Annotated in this window: 16 protein-coding genes; 2 read left to right on the top strand and 14 right to left on the bottom strand. The window is 31.0% G+C overall.

Annotated features, from left to right (window positions below):
- Position 1: 1 nt before the first annotated feature.
- The 5 genes from ortB to M2214_RS04310 all read right to left on the bottom strand — a co-directional run bounded on the left by ortB (position 2) and on the right by M2214_RS04310 (position 5,815).
- Positions 2 to 1,429 (bottom strand): 2-amino-4-oxopentanoate thiolase subunit OrtB, encoded by a 1,428-nt coding sequence (ortB, locus tag M2214_RS04330; RefSeq protein ID WP_248484759.1) that lies wholly within the window; start codon positions 1,427 to 1,429, stop codon positions 2 to 4.
- Positions 1,430 to 1,433: 4 nt separating this feature from the next.
- Positions 1,434 to 1,742, bottom strand: coding sequence for a 2-amino-4-oxopentanoate thiolase subunit OrtA (gene ortA, locus M2214_RS04325; protein ID WP_248483168.1), 309 nt, complete (start codon positions 1,740 to 1,742; stop codon positions 1,434 to 1,436).
- A gap of 11 nt (positions 1,743 to 1,753) precedes the next feature.
- On the bottom strand, positions 1,754 to 2,827 hold the full coding sequence (gene ord / locus M2214_RS04320) for a 2,4-diaminopentanoate dehydrogenase (RefSeq protein ID WP_248483166.1): 1,074 nt from the start codon (positions 2,825 to 2,827) through the stop codon (positions 1,754 to 1,756).
- A 250-nt stretch (positions 2,828 to 3,077) separates the two neighbouring features.
- The gene (locus tag M2214_RS04315) at positions 3,078 to 4,466 is read right to left on the bottom strand and encodes a sigma-54 interaction domain-containing protein (RefSeq protein WP_248483164.1); all 1,389 of its coding nucleotides are present in this window, start codon (positions 4,464 to 4,466) and stop codon (positions 3,078 to 3,080) included.
- A gap of 122 nt (positions 4,467 to 4,588) precedes the next feature.
- Positions 4,589 to 5,815, bottom strand: coding sequence for a serine hydroxymethyltransferase (locus M2214_RS04310; RefSeq protein WP_248483162.1), 1,227 nt, complete (start codon positions 5,813 to 5,815; stop codon positions 4,589 to 4,591).
- A 161-nt stretch (positions 5,816 to 5,976) separates the two neighbouring features.
- Between M2214_RS04310 and M2214_RS04305 the strand changes: the two genes are divergently transcribed.
- Both M2214_RS04305 and M2214_RS04300 read left to right on the top strand, forming a co-directional pair.
- Positions 5,977 to 6,750 (top strand): threonine/serine exporter family protein, encoded by a 774-nt coding sequence (locus M2214_RS04305; protein WP_248483160.1) that lies wholly within the window; start codon positions 5,977 to 5,979, stop codon positions 6,748 to 6,750.
- Positions 6,750 to 7,187: a threonine/serine exporter family protein gene (locus tag M2214_RS04300; protein WP_248483158.1), complete on the top strand. Its 438-nt coding sequence runs from the start codon at positions 6,750 to 6,752 to the stop codon at positions 7,185 to 7,187. Before M2214_RS04305 ends, M2214_RS04300 begins: the two co-directional genes overlap by 1 nt.
- 10 nt (positions 7,188 to 7,197) lie before the next feature.
- On the opposite strand, the gene M2214_RS04295 is transcribed toward M2214_RS04300, so the two are convergent.
- From M2214_RS04295 to dtd, 9 genes are all read right to left on the bottom strand, one after another.
- Positions 7,198 to 8,361, bottom strand: a complete 1,164-nt coding sequence (locus M2214_RS04295) for an MGDG synthase family glycosyltransferase (protein ID WP_248483156.1) — start codon at positions 8,359 to 8,361, stop codon at positions 7,198 to 7,200.
- 26 nt (positions 8,362 to 8,387) lie between these two features.
- Positions 8,388 to 8,816 (bottom strand): SoxR reducing system RseC family protein, encoded by a 429-nt coding sequence (locus tag M2214_RS04290; RefSeq protein WP_248483154.1) that lies wholly within the window; start codon positions 8,814 to 8,816, stop codon positions 8,388 to 8,390.
- 9 nt (positions 8,817 to 8,825) lie between these two features.
- Positions 8,826 to 9,122, bottom strand: a complete 297-nt coding sequence (locus M2214_RS04285) for a metal-sensitive transcriptional regulator (RefSeq protein ID WP_248483152.1) — start codon at positions 9,120 to 9,122, stop codon at positions 8,826 to 8,828.
- A 14-nt stretch (positions 9,123 to 9,136) separates the two neighbouring features.
- Positions 9,137 to 9,403: a hypothetical protein gene (locus M2214_RS04280; protein ID WP_248483150.1), complete on the bottom strand. Its 267-nt coding sequence runs from the start codon at positions 9,401 to 9,403 to the stop codon at positions 9,137 to 9,139.
- Positions 9,404 to 9,666: 263 nt separating this feature from the next.
- Positions 9,667 to 11,448, bottom strand: coding sequence for an aspartate--tRNA ligase (gene aspS / locus M2214_RS04275; RefSeq protein WP_248483148.1), 1,782 nt, complete (start codon positions 11,446 to 11,448; stop codon positions 9,667 to 9,669).
- A 13-nt stretch (positions 11,449 to 11,461) separates the two neighbouring features.
- Positions 11,462 to 12,721: a histidine--tRNA ligase gene (gene hisS, locus M2214_RS04270; RefSeq protein ID WP_248483146.1), complete on the bottom strand. Its 1,260-nt coding sequence runs from the start codon at positions 12,719 to 12,721 to the stop codon at positions 11,462 to 11,464.
- A complete protein-coding gene (gene hemZ, locus M2214_RS04265; RefSeq protein ID WP_248483144.1) occupies positions 12,711 to 14,192 on the bottom strand; it encodes a coproporphyrinogen dehydrogenase HemZ in 1,482 nt (493 codons plus the stop codon). Before hemZ ends, hisS begins: the two co-directional genes overlap by 11 nt.
- Positions 14,193 to 14,216: 24 nt before the next feature.
- The gene (locus M2214_RS04260) at positions 14,217 to 14,834 is read right to left on the bottom strand and encodes an MBL fold metallo-hydrolase (protein ID WP_248483142.1); all 618 of its coding nucleotides are present in this window, start codon (positions 14,832 to 14,834) and stop codon (positions 14,217 to 14,219) included.
- 13 nt (positions 14,835 to 14,847) lie between these two features.
- Positions 14,848 to 15,297 (bottom strand): D-aminoacyl-tRNA deacylase, encoded by a 450-nt coding sequence (gene dtd / locus M2214_RS04255; protein WP_248483140.1) that lies wholly within the window; start codon positions 15,295 to 15,297, stop codon positions 14,848 to 14,850.
- Positions 15,298 to 15,306: the final 9 nt, after the last annotated feature.

The raw sequence follows: 15,306 nt of genomic DNA, 5'->3' as shown, positions 1-15,306 counted from the left end.
TTTACACCCCCAAATTTTCTTTTAAACAATTAATACCCAGCTCTTTTAATACTTCTTTTACAAATTCTTCACTAGACTTAGTATCTTTAGCTAAAAATTCTAAATCTTGTTCATTTATTTCATTTCCTTTTATTCTCGCTATACAATTTTTGATATATGATTTTTTAATTTTATTTAAATCAAGATCTTTCACCTTAATCATAGATGGATGGCTAGGAAGTATTATACTTTCTCCAGCAACTTCATCCTCTGGATTTCCAAACCTTATATCTATACCATTTTCTCTTGCAAATGCAAGCTGTGGTTGAATATGCTTCCCTGCACCTGTGTATTCAGTCTCTTGAACAACGATTATCTTATCCTCATCCATTTCTTGAGCTATACAAAATGCAGCCGCAAGTGATGTATTTCCAGCTGGGCCTCTTTCAAGACCCTCAAGCTGAGCTAAGGCTTCTGTCATATAAAATACCTCTCCTTGACTCACAGTTACATATCTATCCATATATCTAAGTGGTCTTCCAGCAGATCTTGGAACATCTGATCTATCTGGATTAGTACAAAACGGTATTCCAAATCCAGTATGTCCTGTTGTAAACGACTTTTTATTAAATTGAGTATCAGATGCCATATGTAGACCTTTTAAGTTAACACTAGCTCCTACAACTTTAGTATCAAAGGCTCCGGCTTTAATAAGCCCTCTTGCTGTACCAGTTAAATTGCCTCCACCTGCATTGGTACAAACTACAACATCAGGATCTCTTCCTTCTTTTTCTCTAAATTGCATACTTATTTCATATCCTAAAGTTTCGACTCCTGCAATTCCAAAAGGAGTATATAAAGATGCATTAAAATATCCTGTTTCCTCTAAAAGTCTTAAGAATGTATAGAATAGTTCAGGCCCTACACTTAACTGAATAACCTCTGCACCATATGCCTCACATTTTCTAGCTTTTTCTATAATCTCTGGTTGGCCTTTTCCCTGACTATCATAACATTCTTGAACTATAATACATTTAAGTCCTTGCATTGCAGCTTGCGATGCAACGGCAGCTCCATAATTACCACTAGTTGCAGCAATTACACCCTTATATCCTAGTTTTTTAGCATGATATACAGCATTTGCAGCACGTCTTGCTTTAAAGCTTCCAGATGGACTAGATGCTTCATCCTTTATAAATATTCTTGCTCCTTTTCCTTTTGGTGCACATTTTCTAGTAAGCTCAGTTATATTTTTAAGCTCTATCAAAGGAGTATTGCATATCGCCACATCCTTTTGAATACTTTGCATTTCATCCAAAGTATAGCCTGTTTCTCTCATCATTTTTTCATAGTTAAACTCAGCAGTCCCTGATTCAAATAATTCATAATCTATTCCAACAGCATTTTTCATTATTTCATTTTTTCTAGACATTACGCCTAAATAGCTCATATCTTTACTCACAGTCTTCACCTCCAAATAAAATGCCTTTTAGCTGAAGACCTATTTGTAAAAGTTCAGGAACACACTTTCCATAATCATGCCTGTAGTATGGATTTATTTCTATGAGTTTACCCTTAACTATTCTTTCAGTTATAGTAGTTATTTCAACTTCATCATTTATAACTGCATCATGATTTAAAAATCCTTTTACCCACATTTCAAGAGGTACTTTCTTAGTATCATCTGGAACCTGTGGTGCTCTTTGATCTGAATTTAATATCACATTATAAATTAAAACCCAGTCTCCCTTTTTAGCGTTCATTTAACTCACCCCTAACAGCAACCACATTCACATTCTTTTTTTACTTCAATCATTTTTCTCATGTCTCCCATAATAGCTCTTGGTACAGGTATATCAAGCATAGTCTTAAGTCCAGGATTAGCATTTATAACGTGAGGTATACTATTAACACACATCGCTATAGTTCCTACTCCACCTGGTATTTCTGGCTTTATTTGAAGAGATATATCTGGCACTCCTTTAATTTCTACATAATCTCCCGTATCAACACCTTCAAGGTGAGGTAGTATTTGTTGTGGATGCTCCATTTCAACTTTTACATCTCCATCCACATATCCGTAACCACATTGCTTACAACCCGCCACATTTCCAGCTTGAACCTCTGCATATTTACTTTGTCTATATACATTAGATACTATTGATTGTCTTGTTTGATCTACCTTTTCTAAATCCCACCCGATTCCATCTGTAATCATCTTTATAGATTCTGGGAATCCTACATGTCCTGCTATTGATCCATCCTTAACTCCTTTTTCGAACTCATCAGGAGTAACTCCAACACCTTGCTCTACCATAACAGCATGACCAAATGGAGATAAATCATTTACTCTTGATGCTTTTATATGATCTACACTTTCACAAGTTCCTGTAAGTGCAAGTATTAATAAATCAAGTACAAATCCCGGATTAATTCCTGTTCCAAGCACAGAAACATGATTTTCTTTAGCTATTTCATCTATTTTTCTAGCAAGTTCTGGCTCTTGTGCATCTGGATACGCCATCTCCTCTGCAGTAGATATTACATTCATTTTTCTTTCTAATACGAATTTTATCTTATCAAAAGCTCCTTTTGTAAATGAGTCAGTAGCAAGTAATACTACATCTGCACATTTTTCTGTAAAAGCCTCTTCTTCATTAGATTTAATTATTATTTCTTTTCTATCTTTTCTGTCAATACCTAAAACCTCATATACATCTTTTCCAACTCTAGCTTCATGTTTATCACAAACTGCTACTATCTCTACTCCTTCTTTCTTTAATAGCATGTTTGCCATTCCACTTCCCATTGCTCCGAATCCCCAAATACCAACTCTAATGTTTTCCATTATATTTCCCCCTTAAATTTTCATATCTTCTAATTTCTTGCACCAATATATATAGCAACATGCATGCCACTTTGTTTTAATATTCAGAAAATTCAATTTCAACTTTGCCTAGCTTCAGTCTTTTCATAACTTTCAGAATAATCGTTCTTTTTTTAACAAATATAAAGTTTAATTTTTATATGCGAAATAGATTTTTCAAATAAAAAAAAAGCAAATATATTTGCACTTTGATGCAAATATATTTGCTTTCCTAAATATTATATTTCTTAATTTTATGCTGAAGAGTCTGCCTTTTTATCCCGAGCTGTTCAGCTGATTTTGTAATATTTTTTTTATTGTTTATTAGAGCTCTTGTTATAAAATCAACTTCAATCTCTTTTAACAATTCATCTAAGCATTTTTCATTAGATGTATCTATATTGTTTTGTATTTTCTTAGATTCGTTAATATTAATATTTAAATGCTCAATTTGAATATTATCTTCGTAATCGATCATGCTAATAGCAGAATATATAGTATTTTCAAGCTCTCTTATGTTTCCATGCCACCTATGATTTAATAGTACCTTTCTAGCTTTTTTATTTATGTATTTTACATTTTTACTTAATTTGTTATTGTACTTTTTTATAAAGTAATCGGCTAGAAGTATTATATCATCTTCTCTTTCATTCAAAGAAGGAATGTATATAGATATCACATTAAGTCTATAGTAGAGATCTTTTCTAAGCTTGTTTTCTTTTAAAAGTTTCGTGGGTGCTTCATTAGTGGTAGCTATTATTCTTACATCTATAGGAATATCCTTCATACCACCAATTCTCCTTATATAGCCTTCTTGTAAAACTCTCAAAAGTTTCGCTTGAAGCTCTACCGGCATGGAATTTATCTCATCTAATAGTAAAGTTCCTTTATTAGCCTGCTCAAATAATCCTGGTCTACTTACGGCCCCTGTAAACCCACCTTTTTCTGTTCCAAACAAAATTCCTTCAAGTAGGCTTTCAGGAAGAGCTGCACAGTTTTGAGCTATAAAAGGCTTATTTTTTCTTATACCTTCATAATGTATGCTTTGACTGAAAAGTTCTTTTCCAGTTCCAGTTTCTCCATATATAAAAACAGGAGCTGGAGTTTTAGATGCTTTTTTAGCTAAAGATACAGCCTTTTTAAAGCTTTCACTCTCACCTATTATGTTTTCGAATGTATACTTTTTAATCTTATTCTGAATTATTTTTTTTGGATTTGATTTTTCTCTATGAAGTGTCAATATTTCGTCTGAAAGTTCTTTCATTTTTGTTATATCCTTTGATATTTCAATAGCTCCTAGTGTTTTCCCATTCTCAGTTATTGGCATTGTAGTATTTACAGTAGTAATTTCGTTTTTATATTTATTTAGGTAAGTTTGTTTTTTGTCTTTTATAACGATTCCACTCTTTAGCACTTTTAAAAGAGTACTAGTTTCTTCATCTAATCCATTGAATATATCTAGCAAATTTTTGTTTAGTACATCGGTTTCTTTCATTTGCTCTAGTTCTGCCATGGCTTTATTATACACAACAGTATTTCCCTCATTATCGATAACATGAATTCCGTCTTCTATATAGTGCAAAATATTTTGCATTAACTTCATATAATCTTTAGTATTCATATCTCAATCCCCCAAAATCTGAAACTTAAATGTGTATATTTGTATATATATATCATATAATTCACACAAAATTAATGCAATTCAAATTTTTAAGTTAATTTATAAACGATCTACATATTATTCTAATATAAGACAAATTCATTAGTAAGATTTTTTATAATTTCTCCAGCTTTTTCAACTTCTCTATGAGTTATGCAAAGATCTATAGCATCAGCTATAACCTTCATTTCATCTTCCTTCATACCTCTAGTTGTGATAGCAGGAGTTCCTATTCTTATTCCACTTGTTACAAAAGGGCTCTCTGGATCAAAAGGTATAGCATTTTTATTAACCGTTATATGAGCCTCATCAAGTATTTTTTCTGCTTCTTTTCCAGTTATATTCTTATTTCTAAGATCTAAAAGAATAAGATGGTTATCAGTTCCACCTGTAACTAAATTAAATCCTCTTTCCATTAGTTCATCGGCTAGTTTTTTACAATTTTTAACTATTTGTCTTTGGTAGTCCTTAAAGTCATCTTGTAGAGCCTCTTTAAAACTTACTGCCTTAGCAGCTACAACATGCTCTAAAGGTCCACCTTGAATACCAGGGAATATTGCTTTATCAATTGCCTTTGCATATTCACTCTTACAAAGTATAACTCCTCCTCTTGGTCCTCTTAAAGTTTTATGAGTAGTAGTAGTTACAAAATCAGCAACATCACATGGATTTTGATGCAGTCCTGCAGCAACAAGTCCAGCTATATGAGCCATATCAACCATTAACATAGCCCCAACCTCATCAGCAATTTCCTTAAACTTTTTAAAATCTATTTCTCTTGGATATGCACTCGCTCCAGCTACTATAAGTTTTGGCTTTACTTCATGTGCTTTTTTTCTAACATTATCATAGTCTATTGTTCCATTCTTTTTACAAACACCGTATTCTGTGAAATCATAATAATTTCCAGATATATTTACAGGTGAGCCATGAGTTAAGTGACCACCTTGAGATAGATTCATACCCATAACCTTGTCTCCTGGCTTTAATATAGCAAAATAAACTCCTAAGTTTGCATTTGCTCCTGAATGTGGTTGTACATTAGCATGATCTGCTCCAAATATTTCTTTAAGTCTGTCTATAGCAAGATTTTCTATAACGTCTATATGCTCGCATCCACCATAATACCTCTTACCAGGATATCCTTCTGCGTACTTGTTTGTAAGATGACTCCCCATAGCCTCCATAACAGCTAAAGATACCGAGTTTTCTGATGCTATAAGTTCTATATTTCTATTTTGTCTATCAATTTCATTTGCTAAAGCTTCATAAACCTGCTTGTCCTCTTTTATTAGATTATCAAAATTCATATTTTATTCCCCCTTAACATTATTTTGTTTCTTTAAATTATATTTAAATATAGTTTTCAATACTCCTTTTATTTTTATACTTTTTTTATATTTTTAAACATTTTATAATAGAATTTTGATATAATTCTTTAGTATGTATTTTTTCATAAGGGGTGAGTATTATGACAGTAACAGAAAAAAAGGGAATACTACGAATAGCTCTTTACGCTGGAGAAATAATGCTTAAAAATGGAGCAGAAATATACAGGGTTGAAGATACTATAACTAGAATATGTATGTCAAAAAATATGAATCATGTAAATGCATTCGTAACACCGACAGGAATATTTGTATCAGACGATAGGATGGATGGTATAAGTTTTATTAAAAGAATAAAAAATAGAAGTTTAAATCTCCACAAAGTGTCTATGGTAAATAACTTCTCAAGAGACTATGTAAACTCTAATATGAGAGTTCCAGAGGCATTATCTGCATTAAAAAAAATAGACAATTCAGATAAATATTCCGTTCCTGTAAGAATTTTATTTACAGGATTTATAGGTGGTTTTTTTTCACTTATGTTTGGAGGCCAGTTTCTAGATTTTCTGTCCGCCTTTATTATATCAATGATATCAATATTTATAGCAGATAAAATAGATGAAATAAGTGATACTTCATTTTTATCAACGATTGTAGCATCATCTACCATAGGAGTACTCGGTATACTATTTACTCTAATAGGAATAGGAAAAAGTCTTGATATGATAATAGTCGGATCTATAATGCCTCTAGTTCCTGGAGTATCATTCACAAACGGTCTAAGAGACTTTATATCAGGAGATTTAATAGGCGGTCTTACAAAAATATTTGAGGCCCTATTCATAGCTATATGTATAGCTGTTGGAATAGGTATAGTATTCCAGCTATGGGTTTACTGGTTTGGAGGTGCATTCTAATGAGCTTATATCTTCACTTTATTTACTCATTTTTAGCTACAATAGGATTTTGTATATTTTTTAATGTCACTAAAAAAGACCTTTTATATGCATCTCTTACAGGAAGTATTGGTTGGACATTATACACTTATTTGAATACTGTAACTAATTCAGCTTCTTTATCAAGTTTTATAGCAGCCACTGTAATAGGTTTATTAGGAGAAATATTTGCAAGAATAAATAGAAAACCCGTTACAGTATTCATAATACCAGGTATCGTTCCTCTAGTTCCAGGTTATGGTATGTACTTGACGATGCTAGACATTATAAATAACGATTTTTATAGCGCAGCTAAAACTGGTAGTGATACTATATTTGTAGCTGGATCAATAGCAATAGGTATAGTATTAGTTTCATCTACTGCAAAACTGTTTAAAAAAATAAATAAAAAATGCTGATTAATATTAATCAGCATTTTTTTGTTTCTTCAATTAAAGTATCTACCAACATATCTATATTCATATTTTTAGAAGCTTTTTCAATATTATACACTACATTTTTATGCTGCTTTTTATTTATATAAAGCTCAACTAATCTCTCTTTCAATCCTTCTTTTGAATCTTCAACATACCCTATTCCCTTATTTTTTATATACTTTGCATTTTCTATTTCTTGACCTAGATCTGTATTAAATACTATAAGAGGAAGCTTTGACGCTATAGATTCAAATAAAGTTATACCACCTGGCTTTGTTACTATAACATTAGACTTTTTCATAAGCTCAGGTATAAACTTACAATATCCTAAAACATTAATATTAATCTTTTTATTAAACTTTTTTAACTTATTGTATATTTGTTTATTATTACCTGTAACAATTATAACCTTAAATGGTTCAAACTTACTAAGCCATTCATAAAATTCTTCATCCTCAGGTAAAACACCCATTCCGCCACCCATTAACAATATAACAAAATCATCCTGTTTTATATCTATATCCAGTATTTTTTCTACAATGCTACAGTCCAAATCCATATAAAATTCTTGTCTTACAGGTATTCCTGTTACTATAAGTTTCTTTGAATCTATTCCTTTTGACATCAAGCTATCCTTGATATCATCGGTTGGAACAAAATATATATCATTATTTCGAGCTATCCACTCGTATTTATCTACTACATCAGTTAGACATGTACACAAAGTTATATCCTTACTCATCATTTGCTTATACCTTGATATAAACCTTGTACAAGTAGGAAAAGTAGATAGTATCAGCTTAGGGTTTAATTCTTTTAGAAATTTATCTAATCTTTGCATAGTAACCAATGGCTTGAATGGATTTCTCAAATCCTTTTCCTCAGCTTTTTGCTCTATCTTCTGTTCTAACTTATTAAACTTATCATTAGCTTGATAATACAATTTATAAAGCTTCGGAGTATTCTTAACAGAAAATTCAAAAGCCTTATACTGTATTTCATAAAAATTAGGATACACAAGCTCAAAAAAATCTACAATTTGAATATTTAAATCAGGATTTTTCTTAATCAATGCACTATTTATAGAATTTGTAACAGACATATGTCCATTTCCAAACCTAGCTGTAAATATCACAATATCACAATTATAATTCACATTTGCACCTCTTAATATATAATTATCTACTCAACTATATTAGTTATAACAGGCGTATACTCTTCACTCTTTCTAAATTTAGGTTCATTTTTCTTTATTATCATAAATGCTACGCTCATTAAAAGAGTTCCTATTATAGCACTCATAGTTTCTACATTAGAACTGTAGTTTATAATTGTTAATACTTTGCTTGATATAACTATTCCAACAAACAAAACTATCAGAGGTATTACATATGCTATAGCAGCGGCCTTCAATACATTAGGAGTACTTACATCTACTTCAACAAAATCTCCCTTTTTAGCACCAACTCTATTTACTGCCTCTATTTGCATTTCCTTACTTTCTTCTTTTCCCATTCCACATCCACCACAGCTTGCACAAGCTGAATGTCTTTGCATGTTTAAAATAGCTGTATTTTCATTAGTACTAATAACAACTCCTGTTTGTCTCACCAATCTCACCTACTTCATAAATTTAAGCATTGTATTCACAAGCTCATCTATAACTCTATCTTTTTCCCCAATATCATCAGAATTATCAATTGTGTTTTTTACACACCCTTTTACATGATTTTCAAGTACTATACCTCCTACCTTATCTATTGCAGAACGTATTGCAGCAATCTGTATAAGTATATCTACACAATATTTATCTTCATTTATCATTTTTTGAATGCCCTTTACTTGACCTTCTATTCTTCTAAGTCTTTTTATTATAGCATCCTTATCTGTTTTAGTCTTTTCAGCCATCTCCTTCATTCTTTTACAACTCCTTATTGTTTAAAATAAAAATAAACAGCAATTATTCCAATCATAGTCATTCTTCTTATAAAGTCGAAATTCCTAGGGGTCATATCGTACTTATCTTTCGCTATAATAAGCACATGCCTTAATATTATATTTATGAAACTCAGTACAAATATAAGAGTAATATTGCTATAAGATAGCATATCAATATTACCTTTAAATAATTTTATAACTATTAAAATAGCCAAAAATACAACTGCAAATATGCCAAATTCTTCTATGATTTCTTTCAATCCAACCTCTCCTTTAGATACCTTATACCAGTATATTTATCTTCATTATACTTGTGTATGTAGTAAAATGTCAAATTGTATATAAAAATTCGCTTTATGCTACCGCATAGCTCATAGCGCCAACAAGTCTTACGACTCTGTTGCTTAAAATAGTTGCTACTTCAGTTCACTCGTCAATATTACCTATAGATTGAGAATTGTACAATTTCCTTATATATTAAAAGCCTGCCAACAAATTTTATTGACAGACTTTTTAATCCACTCTATTTTTCTTCTAACTCAACTTTTATATTAAGTTCTTCTAATTGCTTATCTTCTGCAACAGCTGGTGCATTAGTCATAGGACAAGATGCATTTTGAGTTTTAGGAAATGCTATAACCTGTCTTATATTATCTTCTCCAGCAAGTAACATTACAAGTCTATCAAGACCAAATGCTATTCCTCCGTGTGGTGGTGTTCCATATTTGAATGCATCAAGTAAGAATCCAAACTTATCATAAGCTTCTTCTTCGCTAAATCCTAATGCGCCGAACATCTTCTTTTGTATATCTTCATTAGATATTCTTATACTTCCTCCACCTATTTCAAATCCATTTAATACTATATCATAAGCTTTAGCTCTTACATTTAGTTTATCATTGTCTAAGTTAGCTAAATCTTCATCCATTGGAGATGTGAACGGATGGTGCATAGCAACATATCTATCTTCTTCTTCATCATGCTCAAATAATGGGAATTCAGTTACCCATAAAAGCTTAAATTCATTTTTATCAAGTATTTCAAGTCTCTTAGCTACTTCATTTCTTAAGTTTCCAAGAGAATCAAATACAACTTTGTCTTTATCCGCTACGAATAATAATAAATCTCCTTCAGAAGCTTCCATTGTTTCTAGTATAGAATTCATTTTTTCTTCATCAAAGAACTTAGCTATTGGAGATGTAACACCTTCATTTGTTACCTTCATCCAAGCAAGTCCCTTAGCTCCATAAGTTTTAACATAATCTTCAAGAGAAGTTATATTCTTTCTAGTAAACTTATCAGCATAACCCTTAACATTTATACCTCTAACACTTCCCCCATTTTCTACAGTAGAACTAAATACTTTAAATCCACTATCCTTAACTATATCAGATATGTTTTTAAGTTCAAATCCAAATCTTACATCCGGCTTATCGCATCCATATTTTTCCATAGATTCCTTGTACGACATTCTAGGGAATGGAAGCTGTATATCAACATTCGATATTTCCTTAAATATTTTTTGAAGCATTTTTTCCATTATATCTATTACGTCATCTATCTCAACAAAAGACATTTCACAGTCTATTTGAGTAAATTCCGGTTGTCTATCTGCTCTTAGATCTTCATCTCTAAAGCACTTTACTATTTGGAAATATCTATCCATACTAGATACCATTAAAAGTTGCTTAAATAATTGAGGAGATTGAGGTAATGCATAGAACTTTCCTTCATTTACTCTACTTGGAACTAAGTAATCTCTAGCTCCTTCTGGTGTTGGTTTATTTAAAAATGGAGTCTCAATTTCTAAGAAATTATTATCAGATAAATAATTTCTTACTATATTAGATACCTTATGTCTTAAAATTAAGTTTTTTTGCATAGACGGCTTTCTTAAATCTAAGTATCTGTATTTAAGTCTTAAATTTTCAGAAACCTCATCGTCATCCTTTATGTAGATAGGAGGAGTTTCTGACTTATTTAAGATTCTTATTTGATCTGCAAATATTTCTATATCTCCTGTTGGCATATTAGGATTCTTTGATTGTCTCTCAAGAACCTTTCCTTTTATAGCTATAACGTATTCAGATCCTAATTTTTCAGCTTTTTCAAAAGCTTCTTTAGATACATCAGTATCAAATACTATCTGACATATTCCTCTTATATCTCTTAAATCTACGAATACTAATCCACCTAAATTTCTTTTCTTTTGTACCCATCCCATTAATACTACTTCTTCACCTATATTAGACTCTCTTAAGTCACCACAATAATGTGTTCTTTTTAATCCGCCTAAGCTTTCCATATGTAATCCTCCCTTAAATCATGTTTTTTAGTACATCTGTTATTTCGCTTAATTTTATCTCTGTTTGTTCTGATGTTTGCATGTTTTTAAGTGTTGCTAAATCTTTTTCTATTTCATCATCACCAAGTACTATAGTGTATTTAGCATTAATTTTATCAGAATATTTAAACTGTGCCTTTACACTCTTACCTACATGATCTTTATCACAAGATATATTGTTTGCTCTTAAAGACTTTATAATTTTAAAACTTTCTACCTCAGCTTTTTCTCCAATTGTAACTACAAATATATCTATACCCTCTTCTTTAGGTATTTCTATATTGTTGTTTTCAAGAGTTAATAGAAGCCTTTCTATACCCATACCAAATCCTATACCTGGAGTTTTTGGACCCTCTAACTGTTCAACAAGTCCGTCATATCTTCCTCCACCACATACAGTGCTTTGAGCTCCTATATCTTGTGAAATTATTTCAAAAGCAGTTTTAGTATAATAGTCAAGTCCTCTAACTATCTTAGGATCTACAACATAGTTTATACCCATGCTATCTAAATACACCTTTACCTTTTCAAAATGATCTTTACAATCATCACATATATTATCTATCATTAAAGGCGCATCTTTTATTTCGTTTTGGCAATCTTCATTCTTACAATCAAGTATTCTAAGAGGATTCTTTTCGTATCTAGTTTGACAAGTATTACATAATGTATCAATCTTTTCCTTAAGATAAGCTCTTAATTTAGTATTATATTCATTTCTACACTTAGGACAACCAACAGAGTTTATTCTAAGTTCTAATTTTTCAAGTCCTACTCTTTTGAAAAACTCTATAGCAAGAGCCATAACTTCAGCATCTATAGAAGCTGATTCACTTCCAAATGCTTCAATTCCAAATTGATGGAACTGTCTCATTCTTCCAGCTTGTGGTCTTTCGTATCTAAAACATGGAGTTATATAAAATAACTTCGAAGGTTGTGCGTCTGCATAAAGCTTATTTTCAATGAAAGCTCTAACAGCGCCAGCTGTTCCTTCTGGTTTTAAAGTTATGTCTCTTCCTCCATTATCTTGGAATGAATACATTTCCTTTTGAACTATATCAGTAGTCTCTCCAACTCCTCGTTTGAAAAGATCTGTACTTTCAAATACAGGGGTTCTTATTTCATTATATCCAAACAAAGAACATACCTCTCTAAATAAATTTTCTACATAAGTCCATTTATAAGAGTCCTTAGGTAATATATCTTTAGTTCCTCTCGGTGCTTTAATCGGCATCTTTTAAAACCTCCTCTTCTTTTCTCTTAATCATTTCATCCACTCTATTTATATAGTGCTCTATATTTTTGACATTAGCAACTCGCTCAATTCTATTTTCATCTATATATACTACCTTAGAATTAGCTCCTGCTCCTAGAGCGTATATAGTCTGTTTTTCTTCCATTATTTGGATGTTGTATATACATTCAAATCCCTTCTTAGCATATCCTATATTTTCAAGATTTCCAAGCATATGTTTTTGTCTGTACATGTAATACGGTATAAGATTCATTTTATAAGCATATTCCATAGATATGTCTATCATCTTGACCATATCCATATAATGGCTAAATTCGTAATCATCTATATTTTCATTAAGTGTTGAAGCTCTTTTTATTGCCATAGTATGTACAGTCAAGCTTTCAGGGTCTAATTTTGATATTTCCTTTAAAGTATTTTCAACCATTTTAGGAGTTTCTTTTGGAAGTCCTAAAATAATATCCATATTTATATTATCAAACCCCAGTTCTCTAGCTATATTAAAACAATTTTTGATATCTTCTACATTATGAGTTCTTCCTATTTCTTTTAAAGTTTCATTATTCATAGTCTGAGGATTAATACTTATTCTTGAAACCGACTTTTCTTTAAGTACTTTTAGTTTTTCTTTTGTTATAGTATCTACTCTTCCAGCTTCAACCGTAAATTCCTTCATTTTAGAAAGATCAAAATTTTCATATAAAGAATCTATCAGTAAAGAAAGTTCGTCTGCTTCAAGAGTAGTAGGTGTTCCTCCACCTATATATACAGTCTCGATTTCTTTATTAGTCTTTTTAACTAGATCAGATACTCCTTTTATCTCTTTTATAAGGCAATTCAAGTATTCTTTCTTAAGATGACCCCATTGCTTTAAGGTATTTGAAGGAAAAGAGCAGTACACACATCTTGTTGGACAAAACGGTATACTTATATACAAGGCTATTTTACTCTCATCTATAGGATATACAAACTTTCTTTCAACACACGCTATATTGTATGCAAGATCTACCTTACTTTTATCCATTTGATATTTCTTTTTTAGTATATCCTCTATATCTTTTTTAGATTTATTCTCATCCATAAGCTCGTGTACTATTTTAGTAGGTCTAATACCTGTTAAAATTCCCCATGGAACGAATGATTTATATATCTTGCTCATAACCTTGAATATACTTCTTTTTATTATGATTTTACTTTCTTTTCGTATTGTTTTATCATCATAGTCTAACTTATCTATCAGACCTTCTTCTTCATAATGCAGGGCAAGTTTATTGTTTTGATAAAAATAAGTTTTAGATATTATCAAATTGTCTTTTACATCTACCTCATTAACTAGTATATTGTTTTTTATTTCTTCATCTTCTATAAATTTGAATTGAGATGTAAACAATTTCAACAATTCGCTAACTTCATACTTATAGTCGTGATTCTTTAAAAATACATTAAGCATTAATTTCTCGCCTTAACCTTTCTCTTAACTCTTAATATATGGATTATTCAGTTTCTCTATCTCTATAGTACTAGCAGGTCCATGCCCTGGAAGTACTTTTAAGTTCTCATCTAATTCAGATAATCTATTTACAGATTCTATTATTTTATCATAGTCTCCACCAAACAGGTCCGTTCTTCCTATAGATGATCTGAATAATGTATCTCCTGTAAACAGTAAGTCATTTACCTTTATGCACATACCTCCCGGAGTATGCCCTGGAGTATGGATTATTTGAAGCTTCAGATTTCCTAATTCTATAGTTTGTCCATCAGTTAAATATTTATTAGCCTCAATTTCTATGCTTCCGCCCATCATATATGTTAAGTTATTTTGACTATTAGTTAATACTATTTCTTCTTCTCTATGCGCTAATATATTAGCACCTGTTTTTTCTTTTAATTCCTTAACAGCTCCTATATGGTCAGCATGACCATGAGTGAGTATTATATAATCTAAATTCAATTGATTATTTTTTATAATATCTAATATTTCATCACAGGCTCCGCCTGGATCTATTACTGCACATTTTTTAGTTTCAACATCACCTAGTATATAACAGTTTACACCGTATACCCCAGCCACTACTTTCTCTAAAAACATAAAAAATACCCCCTTAGAAGTTCTTCTTTGAATCTATTAAAAGAGTTACAGGGCCATCATTCATAATATCAACCTTCATATGAGCCCCAAACTTACCTGTTTCCACTTTTATTCCATATTTTTTAGCTTTATCTATAAATTCTTCATATAAAGGCACAGCCTTATCAGGTTTTGCAGCATCTGTAAAGTTAGGTCTTCTCCCTTTTCTACAATCACCATAAAGAGTAAATTGAGATACAACTAAAAGTTCTCCTTTTATATCTAATAAAGATAAATTCATTTTTTCATTTTCATCTTCAAATATTCTTAAATTAACAATCTTATCAACTAAATATTCTACATCTTTTGAATTATCATCATCATTTATTCCTAATAAAACCATAATCCCTTTATCTATCTTTCCAACTACATTTTGGTCAACTGTAACACTTGAGTTGGAAACTCTTTGAACAACAGCTCTCATAATAACAGC

This window comes from Tepidibacter aestuarii, assembly GCF_934924865.1.
In the GTDB taxonomy this organism is placed as follows: domain Bacteria; phylum Bacillota; class Clostridia; order Peptostreptococcales; family Peptostreptococcaceae; genus Tepidibacter_A; species Tepidibacter_A aestuarii.
Note: the sequence above shows the minus strand (reverse complement) of the source record. Positions and strands in the feature narration are given on the sequence as shown.